Genomic DNA, 14,889 nt, shown 5'->3' with positions numbered 1-14,889 from the left:
ATTCACCCGTCACACGATTGCCGCGGGGCAGGCCTCATCTTTTGGGTGCAATCTTGGCGCAGACACAACCCGGGGTTGCCGTTTGCGCACAAACGATAAACGCGACGCGGGAAAAAATCATCGTTTTGCCGTGCGTCGCGCGAGACCGGCAGGAAAAACATGGACGCACGGCACGTCTTCAGCGGATGTTATGTGAGTTAATGAATTTTTAACTTAACATTTTGTGTTGGAGTTTTAGTCCAGTGCGTACCGGAACCTCGTCGTGTGCGGGGGCCGGACCGAAGTTCGAGACGTCAAAGGCGGACATTCCATCTTTTCTGACTGCATGGTGGGAAGCCGCGCGTGGCAAGTCGAGACTCGTCCTGGCCCTGAAGACCCTCTCCGATGTCATGGATGCCGCCGTCGTGACGGTATCGCGTATCGCAATTTCCGAAGGCGGGCCGGCGCAGCCGCACCTGACCTACGACGCCTTCGCGCGCGCCGGGCGCAACGTGCCGGAGTTCAATTACTCCGCCGCGCGCGAGATTTTCGCCAAAGGCGCGGGATCGTCCGAGGTCGCAACCGCGACCCAGCTGGGGCCGACCGAGCTGAAGCAGCTCACCCGTATCGAGTATTTCCTGAGAGCGCGCGGCATCAAGTCCGTGATCGTCGTCACGCTGGAAAAGACCGACACCCACGTGGACACACTCGAGATCTGCCTGACCTATCCGGTCTCGTTCAAGCAGGTCACCTCGATCGAGACGATCTCCACCGCCCTGTCGGCGCTCTGGATCGCGCGGGTGCGCGGCGTTCTCAAGGTCAACCACGCGGTCGAGCACACCACCTGCCCCAAGGCCGAGGTTCCGCCGATCACGCGCGATATCCTGTCCTTCCACAACCCGCTGAACCTCAGCCGGATGGAGTATTCCGTCTGCAATCTCGTGGCCACGGGCAGCACGCGCACGGAGATCCGCGAGCAGCTGGGGATCAGCAACTCGACCCTCAGCACGCATCTGCACAACATCTTCTTCAAGACCAGGCTGAAGTCCTTCGCCGATCTCAAGAGCGCGCTGGTCCAGCAGCACGGCGCCTGACCGTCACCGCGCGGAGACCACTCCTCCGCGCAGGTTCGCGTGGGCACGAAAACGGCCCCGTCCCGAAGCCGGCTAATATCAGCGCGGGAACCGGAATATTACGTCTTCTGGCACCGATGTTCGGACTTCTTATATTGCAGTTTCCAGTGATAATTAAATTTTTCAGCCACCTGCTGCATTGTTCGTTCCCGTGTGCGCCCGGCCTCATTTTTGCCAAAGGTGAGGACTGATAATTATTCGGTCCTCCCCCGCGCAATTTCCACCGCCCACGGAATCTCTGACGGAAAGCGACGTCGTCCGGCGTCGCATTTTTCACGCCACGGCGTTCCCGCGCCCGTGCTCGACCCTGGCGGCGAGAGCGGCGTTCAAGCGGCCACAACTGGTGACACGGCTCGCGAGAACAGCGCCACAACCTAAGCGAGCATTAGTCGAACGAATTTCTACCAGTACTAAACTTTATACATTTCAAACAAATACTTAAACACCTGTACCCGTGGTGTTCACCGTAAGGCGATGACCCCGTCGGCGGATTGTTGCTACAGTCTACATGCTGACCGGCGACAGCAATTTGGCTGACTTCATCGAGGCATCGCCGGGCCCGCGAGGGTGCCATACACTTTGTACTGACCATTTAACGCCTCTATTCATAGACGCTTTGATACCCTTATCCCGCTAGCGAACCGCCGGGATTTGTTACCCCAATCCCGGCAATTTCGCCTCGCTCGCGCGGACGAAACAGACGCATAATACCTATTCCGAGGATACAGCTCTTCTTCGCCTACCCGGGACATGCAGAGCACCGCTAGCACCCGACCCGCTAAACTCAAATACTTTCAGAACGTCACGCCGTCCATTTCCGCATCGCCTCAACTTTATATCGAGAGCACCGCATTCTTTCATGCCCAGCTTCGACCAGCCATCCACTGCCCAGTCACGTCTCGCATCTCTCCGCGCCCGCCGGACCTCCGCCGCGGCGCTGCGTCGTGCGCTGGTGGCGACATCTCTTGTCGCCATGCTCGCCCTGCCGGGGTGCCGCTCCGCGGAGGAGAAAGCCGCCGCGCACTTCGCAGCAGCCTCGGGCTACCTCGAAGAGGGTGATACCGCGCGCGCCGAGATCGAGCTGCGCAACGTGCTCGAACTGACCCCGAACGACATCGACGCGCGCTTCATCCTGGCCGGCCTCTTCCTGGAGGCCGGCGCGACCGACACCGCGACCGCGCACCTGATGCGGCTCCTCGAGACTGCGCCCGAGCATCGCGACGCCCGGATCATGCTTCTCGACCTCGCGCTGGACGACGCGGACTGGCCGCTTGCGACGACCCTCTATGCGCCGATCGCGGACGAGGCCGGGACGGATCCCGGGATCGCGTTCCGCGGCGCGCTGCTCGATTACACCGAGGCCGTGCAAGCCGGTGACGAGGCCCAGCGCAAGCAGGCGCACGCGCGCCTGGTCGCCGACAGCGACGCCCTGCCCGGCCTCATGTCCGGCCACGCCGTCATTGCCGACGGATACCTCACGGCCGACGATCCCGACGCCGCGCTCGGGGCCATCGACTCGGGGCTGGACGCGCTGCCCGAAAACCTCGAACTCATGCTGTCACGCGTGAAGCTGCTCTACCGGCTCGACCGGCCCGAGGAAGTCACCCTTCAGATGACGAAGATCGTCGACACGGCGCCGGACCGCGGCGACCTGCGGGCCATGCTGGTATCCTGGCTGATCGAAACTGACGACCTCGACGCCGCCGAAGCCACGCTGCGAGCCGATCCCGAGATCGCCACCCCGGTCGCACGCGCAGCCCTCCTGCGGTTCCTCGCGGCCTATCGCGGGCCGGACAGCGCCATCGCCGAGATCGATCGTCTCGACACCGACCCCGGGTCCACGCCTGATCTCGCCGCGCTGCGTGCCACGCTTTTGTTCGACACCGGCCGCACGGACGAGGCCATCTTGGAGATGCGCGCGGTCGTCGCTGCGCTGCCCGCCGGCCCCGATCGCGCCGACGAACGGCTGGCGCTGGTGCGGATGCTGGAGGCCGAAGGTGATGAGGGCGCAGCGTTCGACGAACTCGCAGCCCTGCACGCCGAAAGCCCGCGCCACGTGGATGCTGGTGTTCTCTATGCCCGCCGGCTTATCGAAATGGGCCATGTCGAGGCGGCGATCGCGCCGCTCCGGACCGCCCTCGGCATTCGTCCCGACGACGTGACGGCCCACCAGCTTATCGCGACGGCCTATGACGCGCTTGGGCGCTCGTCGCTGGCGCTTCAGCACTTTTCGCAGTCGATGGCGGTGTCGAACAACGCGCCCGACCCGACCATCGTCTACGCCCGTCACCTCGCCGCGGCAGGGATCGAAGACACCGCCCGCGACGCCCTCAACCTGTCGCTCCTCGCGCATCCCGAGGACCCGCGCGTGCTGGCACAGCTCGGAGCGCTCTACCAGGACGCGGGCGATTTCGGCTGGAGCGTGGTGATCGAGGAACGGCTGGCCGCCCTCTCCGACCCGGCCGCGCACGTGGCCGCCGAACAGCTGCGGCTCGAACGTCTTGCGACCGAGCGCGGGGTCGAGCTGGCGCTCGCCGCGCTCGACACCTCGATGACCTCGACCCGGGAGGCGGTGTTCGGATACGCGGCGATCGTGCGCTCCTACCTCGCGGCGGGGCGGCCGGACGACGCGCTGCGGGCGCTCGAGGCGGGACGGGCGCGCTTCCCCGACAGCCTTGCCCTGCAGGTTGTGGCCGCGGCGCTGCACACCGCCCGTGGCGATCTCGAAACGGCGGCGCAAACCTACCGCGCGGTACTGACCGAGGCACCCGAGGTGGAGGACCTCTGGGTCGAGCTGGTCAAGATCGAGCGGCGCCTCGGCGACCCCGAGGCCGCGCGGCAGGTCCTGGACGAGGGCCGCTCCGTGTTGCCCACGGCGCCGGAACTTGCCTGGCAGCAGGCGCTGCTCGAGACCGAGACCGGCGATGTCGCTGCCGCCATCGAGACCTACGAGGTGCTGCTCGCGGCCCATCCGCGCAACATGCCGGTGCGCAACAACCTCGCCCGCTTGCTGGTCACAACCGACGCGCCCGACGCGCTGGACCGCGCGACCGAGGTTGCGGCCGATCTCGAGGGCAGCTCGGTGCCGGAGTTCATGGACACCTACGCCTGGCTACTCTTCCGGAAGGGCGAGGTTCAGGCCGCGTTGCCGCTGCTCGAAAAAGCGGCCGAGCTGCGCCCGGAGGACGGAGAAATCCGCCTGCACGCGGCAGAGGCGCATCGCGTGGTTGGCCAGACCGACACAGCGATGACGCACTACGCCGCCGCCGCCGAAACCGGCACGCCCTCGGACGTGGAAACCGCCCGCGCCGCGATGGCCGAACTGACTCGGCTGGCAGAGGCCAGGCCATGACCGTCGTCGATTCTCACCTGCCGCGCCACGCTGCGCTACGCCGTATCGGCTCCGCCCCCATCGTCTGGGTCGCGGCACTGCTGCTCGGCGTGCCGGCGTTCTGGCCAGGGCTGGAGGAGCTGGCGGCACACTGGACCACGACCGCCTACGCCCACGGGCCGGCAGTGCCGGCGATGGTCGCCTTTCTTCTGGTGCGCGCGCTGCGCGAGCAAACCCGGACGGCGCCCGCGACCGGCCACGCCCGCTTCGGCCTGCCCTACGGGCTGGGCCTGCCGGCGCTTGCGCTCGGCGTCACGGGGCACCTGACGGGGATCGGCGATCTGGCCGCGTATGGCCTCGTGCTCTGGCTTGCCGCGCTAGTCCTCGCGGCGGTCGGACCGGCGAACCTGGGTCGCGCGGTCGGACCGCTCCTGTTGCTGGTACTGATGCTTCCGCTGCCGCAGATCGTGCAATGGGAAACCACGACCACCCTGCGCCTGCTGTCCTCCGAGATCGCGGTCTGGGTCATCCGCGCGCTCGGCGTGCCGGTCTTCCTCAGCGGCAACGTGATCGACCTCGGCGTGGTGCAGCTACAGGTGGCGGATGCGTGCGCCGGCCTGCAATTCGTCTTTCCGATCCTGTGCTTCGCCGGCTTCTTCGCGATTCTCGCCCGCGCGCCCCTGTGGCACAAGGCTCTGATGATCGGCGCAGCTGTGCCGCTGGCGGTGGTGATGAACGCGCTCCGGATCGCGGCCACGGCAATCGCCGTGGACCGCATCGGCCCCTCGGTGATCGGCGACACCGTCCACGCGGTCGAGGGCTGGAGCGTTCTGCTGGTCTGCATCCTCTGCCTCGGGCTCCTGCCGATCCTGCTGCGGGCGGCCACACCGGTGCGCCTGCGGGCGGCCCCCGCCGGCCCGGTCTACGATTTCAGCACCCAGGGCATCGGGCGCCTCGCGCACCGTGCCGGCGCCGCCGCCGCGCCCCGGTCGCTTATAGGCCTCGCTGTCGCGGCGCTGGTCACCTGCGGCGCGCTCGCGCTCATTCCGGATCGCACACCGCTGCAACCGGCGCGCGCGGGCTTTGCCGCCTTCCCGCTGCGCCTCGACGGGATGGTCGCCGCGCCGGGCGAACTCGATCCCGGCATCGCGCGCGTGCTGGCGGCCAGCGACTACCTCGATGTGACGTTTTCCGGCGCCGCCGCAGAAGCCGCCCCGGTCAACCTCTTCGCCGCCTATTACCGCGACCTAAGCGAGGGCTCGGGCCTGCACTCGCCGACGATCTGCCTGCCCAACGACGGCTGGGACATCACCGACATCTCCACACGGCCGGTGGACATGACCGGCACGCCCTACGCCACCTTCACCGCGACACGGGCGATCATCACCCGCGGGCGCGAGCGGCAGGTCGTCCTGTTCTGGTTCGAGCAGAACGGCGCGCGCCGCGCCTCGGCAATCGAGACGAAGCTGCGGGTCTTCAGGAGCGGCATCCTGGACCGGCGCACCGATGGCGCCTTCGTCCGCTTCGTGACGCCGATCCGACCCGACGAGACCGTAGCCGACGCCGAGCAGCGCCTGGCCGACACCATGCGGTCGAGCCTGCCGCACCTGCCCGCCCACATTCCGCTGTGATCCTGGTTCGAGGAGAGTTCAGATGATCCATCCCATCCTTCTCTGTGGCGGCCGCGGCGCCCGGCTCTGGCCGTCGTCCCGAGACACCTTTCCCAAACAGTTCGCCTCGATCATGTCCGAGCGGTCGGCCTTTCAGCAGACCTTGGCGCGGCTCGCCGGTCCGGGCATCGCGGCGCCTGTCGTCACGACGGTCGAGGACTACCGCTTTCTCGCCGCGGGGCAGGCCCAGGAGATCGGAATGATCGACCTGCGTCTGGCCATCGAACCCGCAGGCCTCGGCACCGCCGCCGCGGTGCTCGCCTCGGCACTGGCGATCGAGGACGACGCCGAAGCGATGGTGCTTGTTCTGCCCGTGGACTACGCGCGCGATGCCGGCGCTTTGTTCGCCGAGGGACTGCAAGCCGCCGCCGCCAGCCTGCGACCGGGCACGGCGCTCCTCTTCACCGAGGAGGTTGTCGAGGAGGTGGCCCCGCGCCAGATGGCGGTGGTCGGCGGCGACGGCGGCGCGGCGGCCCGCCTGCGTTCGGTGCCGGACCCAGACGACGGCGCGCTGACCGGCGCGGCCCTGCTCCGGCGCGATGATCTGATCGCGCTCTTCAAGGCCGCGGCGCCGGAGATGCTGGAGGCCTGTCGCCACGCGGTGGCGGATGCACCGGCGGAGCCGGGCGTGATGCGCCTCGATGCGACCGCTTTCGACGGTGTCGCGCCCTGCGACTTCACCGAGATGGTCGTCTCGGGTCCGATGCCGACGCTGCGGGCGCCGATGGCGGCGCCGTGCACGGCGCTTGGCACGTGGTCGTCGGTCTGGAACCTGCTCGAAAAGGATGGCGACGGCGTCGCGATCACCGGTCCGGCCGTGGGCGTGCGCTGCCGCGACAGCCTCCTGCGCAGCGAGGACCCGGCAATCCAGGTCGTCGGGCTGGGGCTGTCGAACACCGTGGCCGTCGCGACCCGCGACGCCGTGCTCGTCGCCGACCGCGATCACCTCGATGCCTTGCCCGAGGCGATCTCGCGGCTCAGGCGGACGGAGGCGCCGCAGGCCACCGACCATCCCCGCTATCACCGCCCGTGGGGCTGGTACGAGACGCTGGTCCTCGGCCACCGCTTCCAGGTGAAGCGCATCATGGTGAAGCCGGGCGGCGTGCTGTCCCTGCAAAGCCACGTCCACCGATCCGAGCACTGGGTCGTGGTCGGCGGATCGGCGCAGGTGACCGTGGGCGAGGAGGTCAGGCTCGTGCCCGAAAACGGCTCGGTCTACATCCCCGTCGGCACCGTGCATCGCATGGCCAACCCCGGAAAGGTTCCGATGTACCTCATCGAAGTCCAGACCGGCGAATATCTCGGTGAAGACGATATCGAGAGATACGAGGATATATACAACCGCTGTTGATCCTTTTCCGATCAGATCACGTATAGGAACGTTTCTTTCCGCATTGGATTTCGACATGACGATATTCGACACAAACCGGTCCGGACGGAAAACGCGGATATTCGCCATCGCATCCGCCGGCGGGCATTGGCAGCAACTCATGGAATTGCGCGACGCGTTCGAGGGATGCGACGTGCTTTATGCCACGACACTGGACGGGCTTGCCGACCAGTTTTCCGCCGGACCCGCCGTCGTCATTCCCGATTGCAACAGAAACAGCCGGCGCCGGGCGGCGCGATCGGCCTGGGCCATACTGGTCCGGCTGATCCGCTTCCGTCCCGACGTGGTCATCACCACCGGCGCGCTTCCCGGGGTCGTGGCGCTGGTCCTGTCGAAGGGGATCGGCGCCCGCACAATCTGGGTCGACTCGGTCGCCAATGCCGAGCGCATGTCGCTGTCGGGCATGCTTGCGCGACGCATGGCGGACCTCTGGGTCAGCCAGTGGCCGCATGTCGCGCGGGCCACCGGCGCGCGCTATTTCGGAGCGGTGCTATGATCTTCGTGACCGTCGGCACGCAACTGCCGTTTCCGCGCCTGATCCGGGCGATGGATGCCTTCGCCGAAACCACGGCAGAGCCGGTCCATGCTCAGGTCGGCGGAGACGACAGCGCCGCGGAGCACCTCGTGGCGCGAGACATGATCAGTCCCGAGGAGTTCGACGAGCTCTTCCGCTCCGCGCGGCTGGTGGTCGCCCATGCCGGGATCGGCACGATCCTGTCGGCCAAGCGCTACGGCAAACCGCTGATCGTCATGCCGCGCCGCCACGCCCTTCAGGAGCATCGCAACGATCACCAAATGGCCACGGTCGCGGCGCTGACCCACGTGCCGGGGATCCACATCGCCTGGCAGACCAGCGACCTTTTTCGCCTGTTGTCGGATCACGCGTTGTGCCCCGCGAGCAGCCAGCCCGGCCCCTCGAAAGCCGCCTTGATCGATGGCCTGTCGCGGTTCATCCGGCAGCGCGAGCGCTCGGCGGTCCTGCGTGGCGATCTCACGGACGCCAGTCGATACCCCGCTCCACCCCCAGAAAGACCGAGTTCGTGACCCGGTCCGCCTCCGATCCGCCCGTGCGGATACGGGTCCGTTCTGCGCTCAGCCGAAGGTCGACATCACGAGTCAGAGCGTAGTTCACGCCGAAGGACATCTCGAGCCGCTCGACCTCGGCCACCCCGTCGGCGAAGGGTTCGACGTCGCGATAGGCGACACCGGCGGTAAGGTCCGCGCGCGGCGTGAGATCCCGCCGCAGCCCGAGCGCCAGCGAGTCCGACGCGAAGGTATCGCCGAACAAATCCGCCTCGATCTCGCGCGCCAGCGCCACCGAGAGGGTCGCGGCGCGCGTGCTGCGCTCGTAGCCCAGGGCCAGAACCGGATCGAGCCCGAACTCGTCGGCATGGGACGCGCCGAGTTCCCAGGTTAGAGCCCCGGTCGGCAGCGTCCGCACACGTGTCGCGCGGAGCTCGGTCCGGGGGCCGTCACCGGTGAGCACGTGGGTCGCCCGCAAGCCATAAGTACCGTCCCGGACACTGCGGACGAGACCAAGCTCGATCTCCGGGCCGCGGTCGATTTCCTTATCCACGCCCGGCGCGCTCCGCCGCATTTCGGACACGCCGAGGCCCAGCGTCGCCTCGAGTGAGGGCGACACCTGAACGTCGAGCCCGACCGTGGCGACCGACCGGTCCGCATCCTCGCCATCGCCCTCGGACTCGGTCCGCGAGGTCTCGGCCGAGAGCCGCAGGTCCGCCGTCGGCGTCAGCGCAAAGCGCAGTGTGGCGTCGGCGCCGCGCGTGCGGAAATCCTCGAGCGCGCCGTCCGGCAAGCCGGAATAGGACACGTCACGGGTCTCGATCCCGACGTCCCCGCCCACCGGCATGTCGGTCCCGAACACGTAGCGCAGGGCGGCATCCGCCACCGTGCGCTTGCCGGAGTCGAAACGCAGAGCGTCGGGGTCGAGCGTCTCTTCCTCGGAGGTCAGAACGCCCACATCGTTTCGGACATAGCCAAGGTCGAAGGACAGACCGCTGCGCGGTCCAAGTCTGGAATAGCTCAGGCCAGCGTCGATGTCGGTCTCGTCATCGCCCTGCCCGCCGCCGCGCGCGAGCACCGTGCCGAAGGACAGGCCCAGGGTCTCGGTTCGGGTGATCGAAGACAGCGCGACGCCGATCTCGCCCACCGGGGTGGTGGTTCCGTCCTCATGGCGCAGTCCGGCCCCGAGCGTGGCCCGCCCGGTGAGGCCGCCGGTTTCTTGCGCCAAGCCCATTTGAGCCCCGGCGAATGCACCGCCGAGGCCCAGGAAAAGGCAGCCGAGTTGTGTTGCCCGCATGTCCGCGACCTTATTCGAACAGCCTGCGCTCCGGCACGAGAATGACGTCGCCCTCGCGCAGGGGAACGTCGGCCCGCATCGCGGCGCCGTTGGTCAGCGCCCGGAAATTGATGACGTAAACCCGCTGGACCCGGCTGATCGGGTCGGTGCGGCGCAGTTGCACCCGCTTGGTCGCGGCGAAGGGCGTGAGGCCCCCGGCCTGCGCCAGCGCCTGAAGGAAAGTCGTGCCCGGCGCGACCTCGATGCGGCCGGCGCCCTCGACCTCGCCCAGGACGTAGATCGAGATCACCGGATCGGGGGCGGGCGGCGCGACCGGCGCGGGCGGCGCCGGCGGCGGGGCCGGCTCGGGCGGCGCCGGCCGGACGCTGAGGAACACGTTCGGCGGCTCGTTGAAATTGGGCGCGATGCTCTCGGCGATCGAGCTGCGGATCTGCTCGACGGTGCGGCCCGCTGCCGGGACGCTGCCGGCATAGGGAAAGGACACACGCCCGTCGGGCAGCACGACCACCGACCGGTTGAGCGAGGTGTCCTCGAGCACCTCGATGGTCAGCGTGTCACCGGTCCGGACGCGGTATTCGCCCTGGGCAAGGCCCGCGCTCGCGATCATCGCGGCGCAGAGGAAGGTCAGTATCCGCAGCATGTCAGGTCAATCTCGCACTCGATCCTCCGAAGTGGGTCGAGGATCGTCCGCCGCCATGGCCTATGGGAAGAGAAATCCCCCCACCTCTTCGCCTTTTCCGGGCAGTATTGTTCTGGCGTCACGCCCGAAGGCCGTCGGGGTGCCGATCAGCAGCCCGTGCAACGGAAGACGACCGCGACGGTCTGCGCGAGGATCCGGACGTCCCCCACCAGCGACAGCGCGCGATCATACTCGTCGTCGAAGCGCGCACGCGCCGCGAAGGTCGAGGCATTGCGGTCCGAAACCTGCCAGTTCCCGGTGATGCCGGGACGCAGCCGGAAGTAGGCCTTGCCGGGATACAGCCCGGTCTGGTCGGCCATGAACGGTCGCGGGCCCACCAGCGACATCTGCCCCACGAGCACGTTCCAGAGCTGCGGCAACTCGTCGATGGAGGTCTTGCGCAGGAACGCCCCTGTACGGGTCACGCGGGGATCGTTCGTCAGTTTCTGCTTCTCGGTCCACTCGCGCCGGGCGACGTCGCAGCTTTCGAGGTGACGCTTCAGCCGCGCCTCCGCGTCAGGCACCATGGAGCGCAACTTCCAAAGGCGGAAGTGACGGCCATTCCGGCCGACGCGGATCTGGGAATAGAACGGGTTGTGCCCGTCGAGCGCCACGAGCAGCGCAGCGCCCAGCACGATCACAAGCGCGGTTGGGGCAGCGAGCAGCACCAGCACGACGTCGAAACATCGCTTGGCGCCGCGGCGATAAGCCCGGCGGGGCACGACGTCGAGGCGCAGCGCCTCGGCCGCGACCCAGCCATCCGTGTCATGTACCTGGTATCTCATCGGACCACACCGGTCCGGTGGCAGAAAATACGTCGCAAATCACGATCCCCCACAAATCGTCCTTGAAATGATCGTGGGCGAAGTATCTCCCCTCACCCCCGAAATCCGACGCCAATCGGCATCAAATGCGCCGGTCGGCGACGTCACCCACGAAATCGAATCGGGTCGACGCCGTCGGACTGAATATCAACTCCTCAAATCTCGGAAATCCTACCCGTCGCCCATCGGAAAATCAACTCTCGGTCCTGTCATCCCGGGTAGAAAGAAAGCACTACCCACAATTCGATCCGGTCGGTAACATGATCCCGTCGCTCGCGTCTGCTCTTCGACGCAATTCTCGCGACGCCCATTTCAAGACCAGACGCGAAACGGCGTCAGATTTTTCAGAACGAGACCGAATTCTCAGCCAGAGGTTCCAGCGTGCCCGAACTTGATTTCCATTTCGCCTTCCCGTTCCGCGCCCAGCCGTTCTCGCTGATGCCGGACCCGGCGTTCCTGTACTGGACATCGAGGCACGGCGCCGCCTTCACCGTTCTGCAGTACGGTCTGTTCTCGCGCGCGCCAATCACCGTGCTGACCGGAGAGATCGGGACGGGCAAGACCACCCTCGTGCAGCATCTCCTGCGCGAGGTGTCCCCCGAGACACGCATCGGCCTTCTCTCCAACGCCCAGACCGGGCGGGGTGAACTGCTCGACTGGATCCTCGATGCCTTCGATGTCGAAAGCCCCGCGGGCGACGACCATGTCCGCCGCTTCAACGCCTTCCGCAACTTCGTGGTCGACACCTACGGCGAGGGCGGGCGCGTCATGCTGATCGTCGACGAGGCCCAGAACCTCGGCAGCGCGCAGCTCGAGGAGCTGCGGATGCTCACCAACATCAATTCCGGCGAGGGCGTGCTGCTGCAATTGCTGCTCGTGGGTCAGCCCGAGCTGTTGCAGCTGCTGCGCCGCCCCGACTTGCGGCAGTTCGCGCAGCGGGTATCGGTGACCTACCACCTCGGCCACATGAGCGAGACCGAAACCCTCGAGTACGTCCGCCACCGGCTGACCCATGTGGGCGGATCGGGTGACGAGTTCACCGAGGACGCCTTGCACCTCGTTCACGAGACGTCGGGCGGCGTTCCACGGATCGTCAACAAGCTCTGCGATCTCGCGCTGGTCTACGCCTCGGCGGCCCGGGAAAAGCGAGTCACTCGATTCCGGCTCGAAGAGGTGTTGCGCGACGGTTTGCAGCTCGACCTCGGCGACCCGCCGCCCGAGACCGATCCCGTCCGCGCCGCCGCCGAAGTCCACGACTTGCCCCGCAGCGCCGCGCGCTGAACCGCCCTGCCCCAGCTCCGGAGTGCCGTTTCGATGACTGACGCGACCATCGCGGTGATCATTCCGCACTATAACGACGCGGTGCGCCTCGGCCGCTGCCTCGACGCGCTCGCCCCTCAGATTGCGGACGACATCGAGGTTGTCGTGGTCGACAATGGCTCCGCCACCGTCCCGCAGGTGCCCGACTGGGTTAGGCTCGTGACCGAGACCACGCCCGGCGCCGCGAACGCCCGCAACCGCGGCGTGGCCGAGACCCGCGCCGACCGCTTCTTCTTCGTGGACAGCGATTGCCTGCCGGCGCCGGACTGGATTGCCGCGGCCCGTCGCGCCTGCGACCGCGCCGACCTGGTGGGCGGGCGCGTCACGGTCTTCGACGAGACCGCGCGCCCCCGCAGCGGTGCGCAGGCGTTCGAGGCGGTCTTCGCGTTCGACTTCAAGACCTACATCGAGAAGCGCGGCTTTTCCGGGTCCGGCAACCTGCTGACCCATCGCGCGGTGTTCGACGCGATAGGCGGCTTCCGCGCCGGCATGTCCGAGGATTTCGACTGGTGCACCCGCGCCGTGGCGGCGGGCTTTTCCCTCGCCTACGATCCCGAGCTCGTGGTCGGGCATCCGTCCCGCACCGACTGGGCCGCGCTCGAACGTAAGTGGCGCCGGCTCACCCAGGAAAGCTACGGTCTTCTCCGCGACCACCCGCGGCGGAACGCCCAGTGGCTGCTGCGCGCGCTGGCCATGCCGGCGAGCATCGTGGCCCATGCGCCCCGAGTCCTGAGCGCCCCCGACCTCACCGCGACAGAGCGCGCGCGGGCGCTCTCGACGTTGGCACGCCAGCGTCTGACGCGGATGCGCTGGATGACCCTGCAGGTCCTCGGCCGGGAGATCTGATGCCCGGGCGGCCTATTGCGGATAGGCCGCGTCGCTGTCTCCGGCGAGATAGCGGCACTTGTTCAGCACGATGCCCGCGATGTTGGTATATTGCGACAGGTCGCTTTCGGTGCGGTCGAGTTGATCGATCGAGCTTTCGCCCGACGCGCCGACGATCACGACGCAATCCACCATGTCGCTGGCCGCGATCACCGCGTCCGTGCCGAAGAAGGGCGGCGCGTCGAACAGCATGATGTCCGGTGCGAAGTCGCGCTCGATCTCGTCGAGGACCTCGCGCGCCTTTCGGGTTTTCAGCACGTTGGCGTCTTCGGGATGCGCCGAGCGGCTCGCGCAGACCGCAAGGTTCCCGCCGATCGACACCATCTGGTCCGAAGGCGCGACGCGCCCCGTCAGAACATCCGCGACGCCGGCCGTGGGGCTGAGCCCGAACGTTCCGGCCAGCGAAGGACGGAAGACGTCGAGGTCGATGAGGACCGCCCGCCCCTCTGGGCGGCGCGACAGCGCCATGGCGAGGTTCGCACAGACATTCGTCTTGCCGCACCCGCTGTTGGGCGAAGTGATCATCACACGCTTCCAACCGTTCGAAGCCATGAGCTTCAGAAGCCGGGTTCGCAGCAGGTCGATCGCCACGCCGCCCGGCGCCCGGGCGTTCAGGAAGATGCGCCCCCGCAAAAGTCGCCGACGCGGTGGCGTGACGCTGGACAGCTTTTCCCAGGGAGTCACCGGCGTTTCCGGCTCCGGACCACGGGCCGGAGTGCGGGTCCGGGGATCGGCCTCGGTCAGCCGGGCCCGGCGTTCCCGCGCGTCCTGAACGGCGACCTGCAATCTTTCCATGCCAATATCCCGAAACGAAATTAAAAAATGTGATACAATTCAATGTGCGGCCTTCGAGGTGCTGCCTGCGAAGAGCGTTCGAGCCCTCCACGTGCGGCCTCAGGACTCGAATGTCCGCACGATACAGTTTCCGGGAACGGCGTCTCGTTCACAACTGAAAAGTTTCTTCCAATAACACAACCTAAGAGAGCAAAACTGGTAAGCGTTTTGCAGATGCACGCGTGGGAAACCCTTGAGAAGAGCGGATGCCCTCGCCGTGCGGCCCGATCGGATGCCCACGCGAATCGCATGCGCGATGCGGTGCAACGGCGGTCGCAGCCACTGCAGCGCACCTATTCCGATGCCTCGCAAAGCGGGCAGGAAAGCCTCCGCGGCCTCCGCTGAACGCGGTCGAGGTGTCTCTCCGTCACGGCGCCATGCATCTGATTTAGAATATATTTAGCCTCAATTCGGACAGAACACCCCTACCATGGACACACAGCAACCACGGACCGGGGCGAACGCGCCGAGACGGCGGAGCCATCGCTTTCACGCCGGTCCCGGACGGAAGCGGAAGCGTGCGA

General features: G+C 67.0%; 12 protein-coding genes. 8 read left to right on the top strand and 4 right to left on the bottom strand.

Going from position 1 to position 14,889, the window contains the following annotated elements; genetic code table 11:
• Positions 1 to 389: 389 nt before the first annotated feature.
• The 6 genes from BMX29_RS04770 to BMX29_RS04745 all read left to right on the top strand — a co-directional run bounded on the left by BMX29_RS04770 (position 390) and on the right by BMX29_RS04745 (position 8,547).
• On the top strand, positions 390 to 1,073 hold the full coding sequence (locus BMX29_RS04770) for a LuxR C-terminal-related transcriptional regulator (protein WP_092810856.1): 684 nt from the start codon (positions 390 to 392) through the stop codon (positions 1,071 to 1,073).
• A gap of 898 nt (positions 1,074 to 1,971) precedes the next feature.
• Positions 1,972 to 4,464, top strand: a complete 2,493-nt coding sequence (locus BMX29_RS04765) for a tetratricopeptide repeat protein (RefSeq protein WP_092810854.1) — start codon at positions 1,972 to 1,974, stop codon at positions 4,462 to 4,464.
• Positions 4,461 to 6,074 carry a VPLPA-CTERM-specific exosortase XrtD gene (xrtD, locus tag BMX29_RS04760; RefSeq protein ID WP_092810852.1) on the top strand — a complete coding sequence of 538 codons (1,614 nt, stop codon included), beginning with the start codon at positions 4,461 to 4,463 and terminating at the stop codon, positions 6,072 to 6,074. The genes BMX29_RS04765 and xrtD overlap by 4 nt, the downstream gene beginning before the upstream one ends.
• Before the next feature lie 22 nt (positions 6,075 to 6,096).
• Positions 6,097 to 7,464: a sugar phosphate nucleotidyltransferase gene (locus tag BMX29_RS04755; protein ID WP_092810850.1), complete on the top strand. Its 1,368-nt coding sequence runs from the start codon at positions 6,097 to 6,099 to the stop codon at positions 7,462 to 7,464.
• 55 nt (positions 7,465 to 7,519) lie between these two features.
• Positions 7,520 to 7,999: a glycosyltransferase family protein gene (locus tag BMX29_RS04750; RefSeq protein ID WP_043843962.1), complete on the top strand. Its 480-nt coding sequence runs from the start codon at positions 7,520 to 7,522 to the stop codon at positions 7,997 to 7,999.
• The gene (locus BMX29_RS04745) at positions 7,996 to 8,547 is read left to right on the top strand and encodes a glycosyltransferase (protein WP_092810848.1); all 552 of its coding nucleotides are present in this window, start codon (positions 7,996 to 7,998) and stop codon (positions 8,545 to 8,547) included. Before BMX29_RS04750 ends, BMX29_RS04745 begins: the two co-directional genes overlap by 4 nt.
• On the opposite strand, the gene BMX29_RS04740 is transcribed toward BMX29_RS04745, so the two are convergent.
• The 3 genes from BMX29_RS04740 to BMX29_RS04730 all read right to left on the bottom strand — a co-directional run bounded on the left by BMX29_RS04740 (position 8,495) and on the right by BMX29_RS04730 (position 11,287).
• On the bottom strand, positions 8,495 to 9,823 hold the full coding sequence (locus BMX29_RS04740; RefSeq protein ID WP_139196930.1) for a porin family protein: 1,329 nt from the start codon (positions 9,821 to 9,823) through the stop codon (positions 8,495 to 8,497). The two genes, BMX29_RS04745 and BMX29_RS04740, sit on opposite strands and share 53 nt — an antisense overlap.
• A 10-nt stretch (positions 9,824 to 9,833) precedes the next feature.
• The gene (locus BMX29_RS04735) at positions 9,834 to 10,463 is read right to left on the bottom strand and encodes a polysaccharide biosynthesis/export family protein (protein WP_092810844.1); all 630 of its coding nucleotides are present in this window, start codon (positions 10,461 to 10,463) and stop codon (positions 9,834 to 9,836) included.
• Between the two features lie 146 nt (positions 10,464 to 10,609).
• Positions 10,610 to 11,287 (bottom strand): sugar transferase, encoded by a 678-nt coding sequence (locus tag BMX29_RS04730; protein ID WP_092810842.1) that lies wholly within the window; start codon positions 11,285 to 11,287, stop codon positions 10,610 to 10,612.
• Positions 11,288 to 11,707: 420 nt separating this feature from the next.
• Here BMX29_RS04730 and BMX29_RS04725 point away from each other — a divergent pair, with 420 nt between their 5' ends.
• On the top strand, positions 11,708 to 12,607 hold the full coding sequence (locus BMX29_RS04725) for an ExeA family protein (protein WP_244889144.1): 900 nt from the start codon (positions 11,708 to 11,710) through the stop codon (positions 12,605 to 12,607).
• A 33-nt stretch (positions 12,608 to 12,640) separates the two neighbouring features.
• Complete coding sequence (locus tag BMX29_RS04720) at positions 12,641 to 13,492, top strand: glycosyltransferase family 2 protein (RefSeq protein WP_092810840.1); 852 nt, start codon at positions 12,641 to 12,643, stop codon at positions 13,490 to 13,492.
• A 12-nt stretch (positions 13,493 to 13,504) separates the two neighbouring features.
• On the opposite strand, the gene BMX29_RS04715 is transcribed toward BMX29_RS04720, so the two are convergent.
• Positions 13,505 to 14,326, bottom strand: a complete 822-nt coding sequence (locus BMX29_RS04715; protein ID WP_092810838.1) for a CpsD/CapB family tyrosine-protein kinase — start codon at positions 14,324 to 14,326, stop codon at positions 13,505 to 13,507.
• Between the last annotated feature and the right edge of the window lie 563 nt (positions 14,327 to 14,889).

The organism is Roseivivax marinus (genome assembly GCF_900109705.1).
GTDB lineage: Bacteria > Pseudomonadota > Alphaproteobacteria > Rhodobacterales > Rhodobacteraceae > Roseivivax > Roseivivax marinus.
This window is presented reverse-complemented; position numbering and strand designations above follow the sequence as displayed.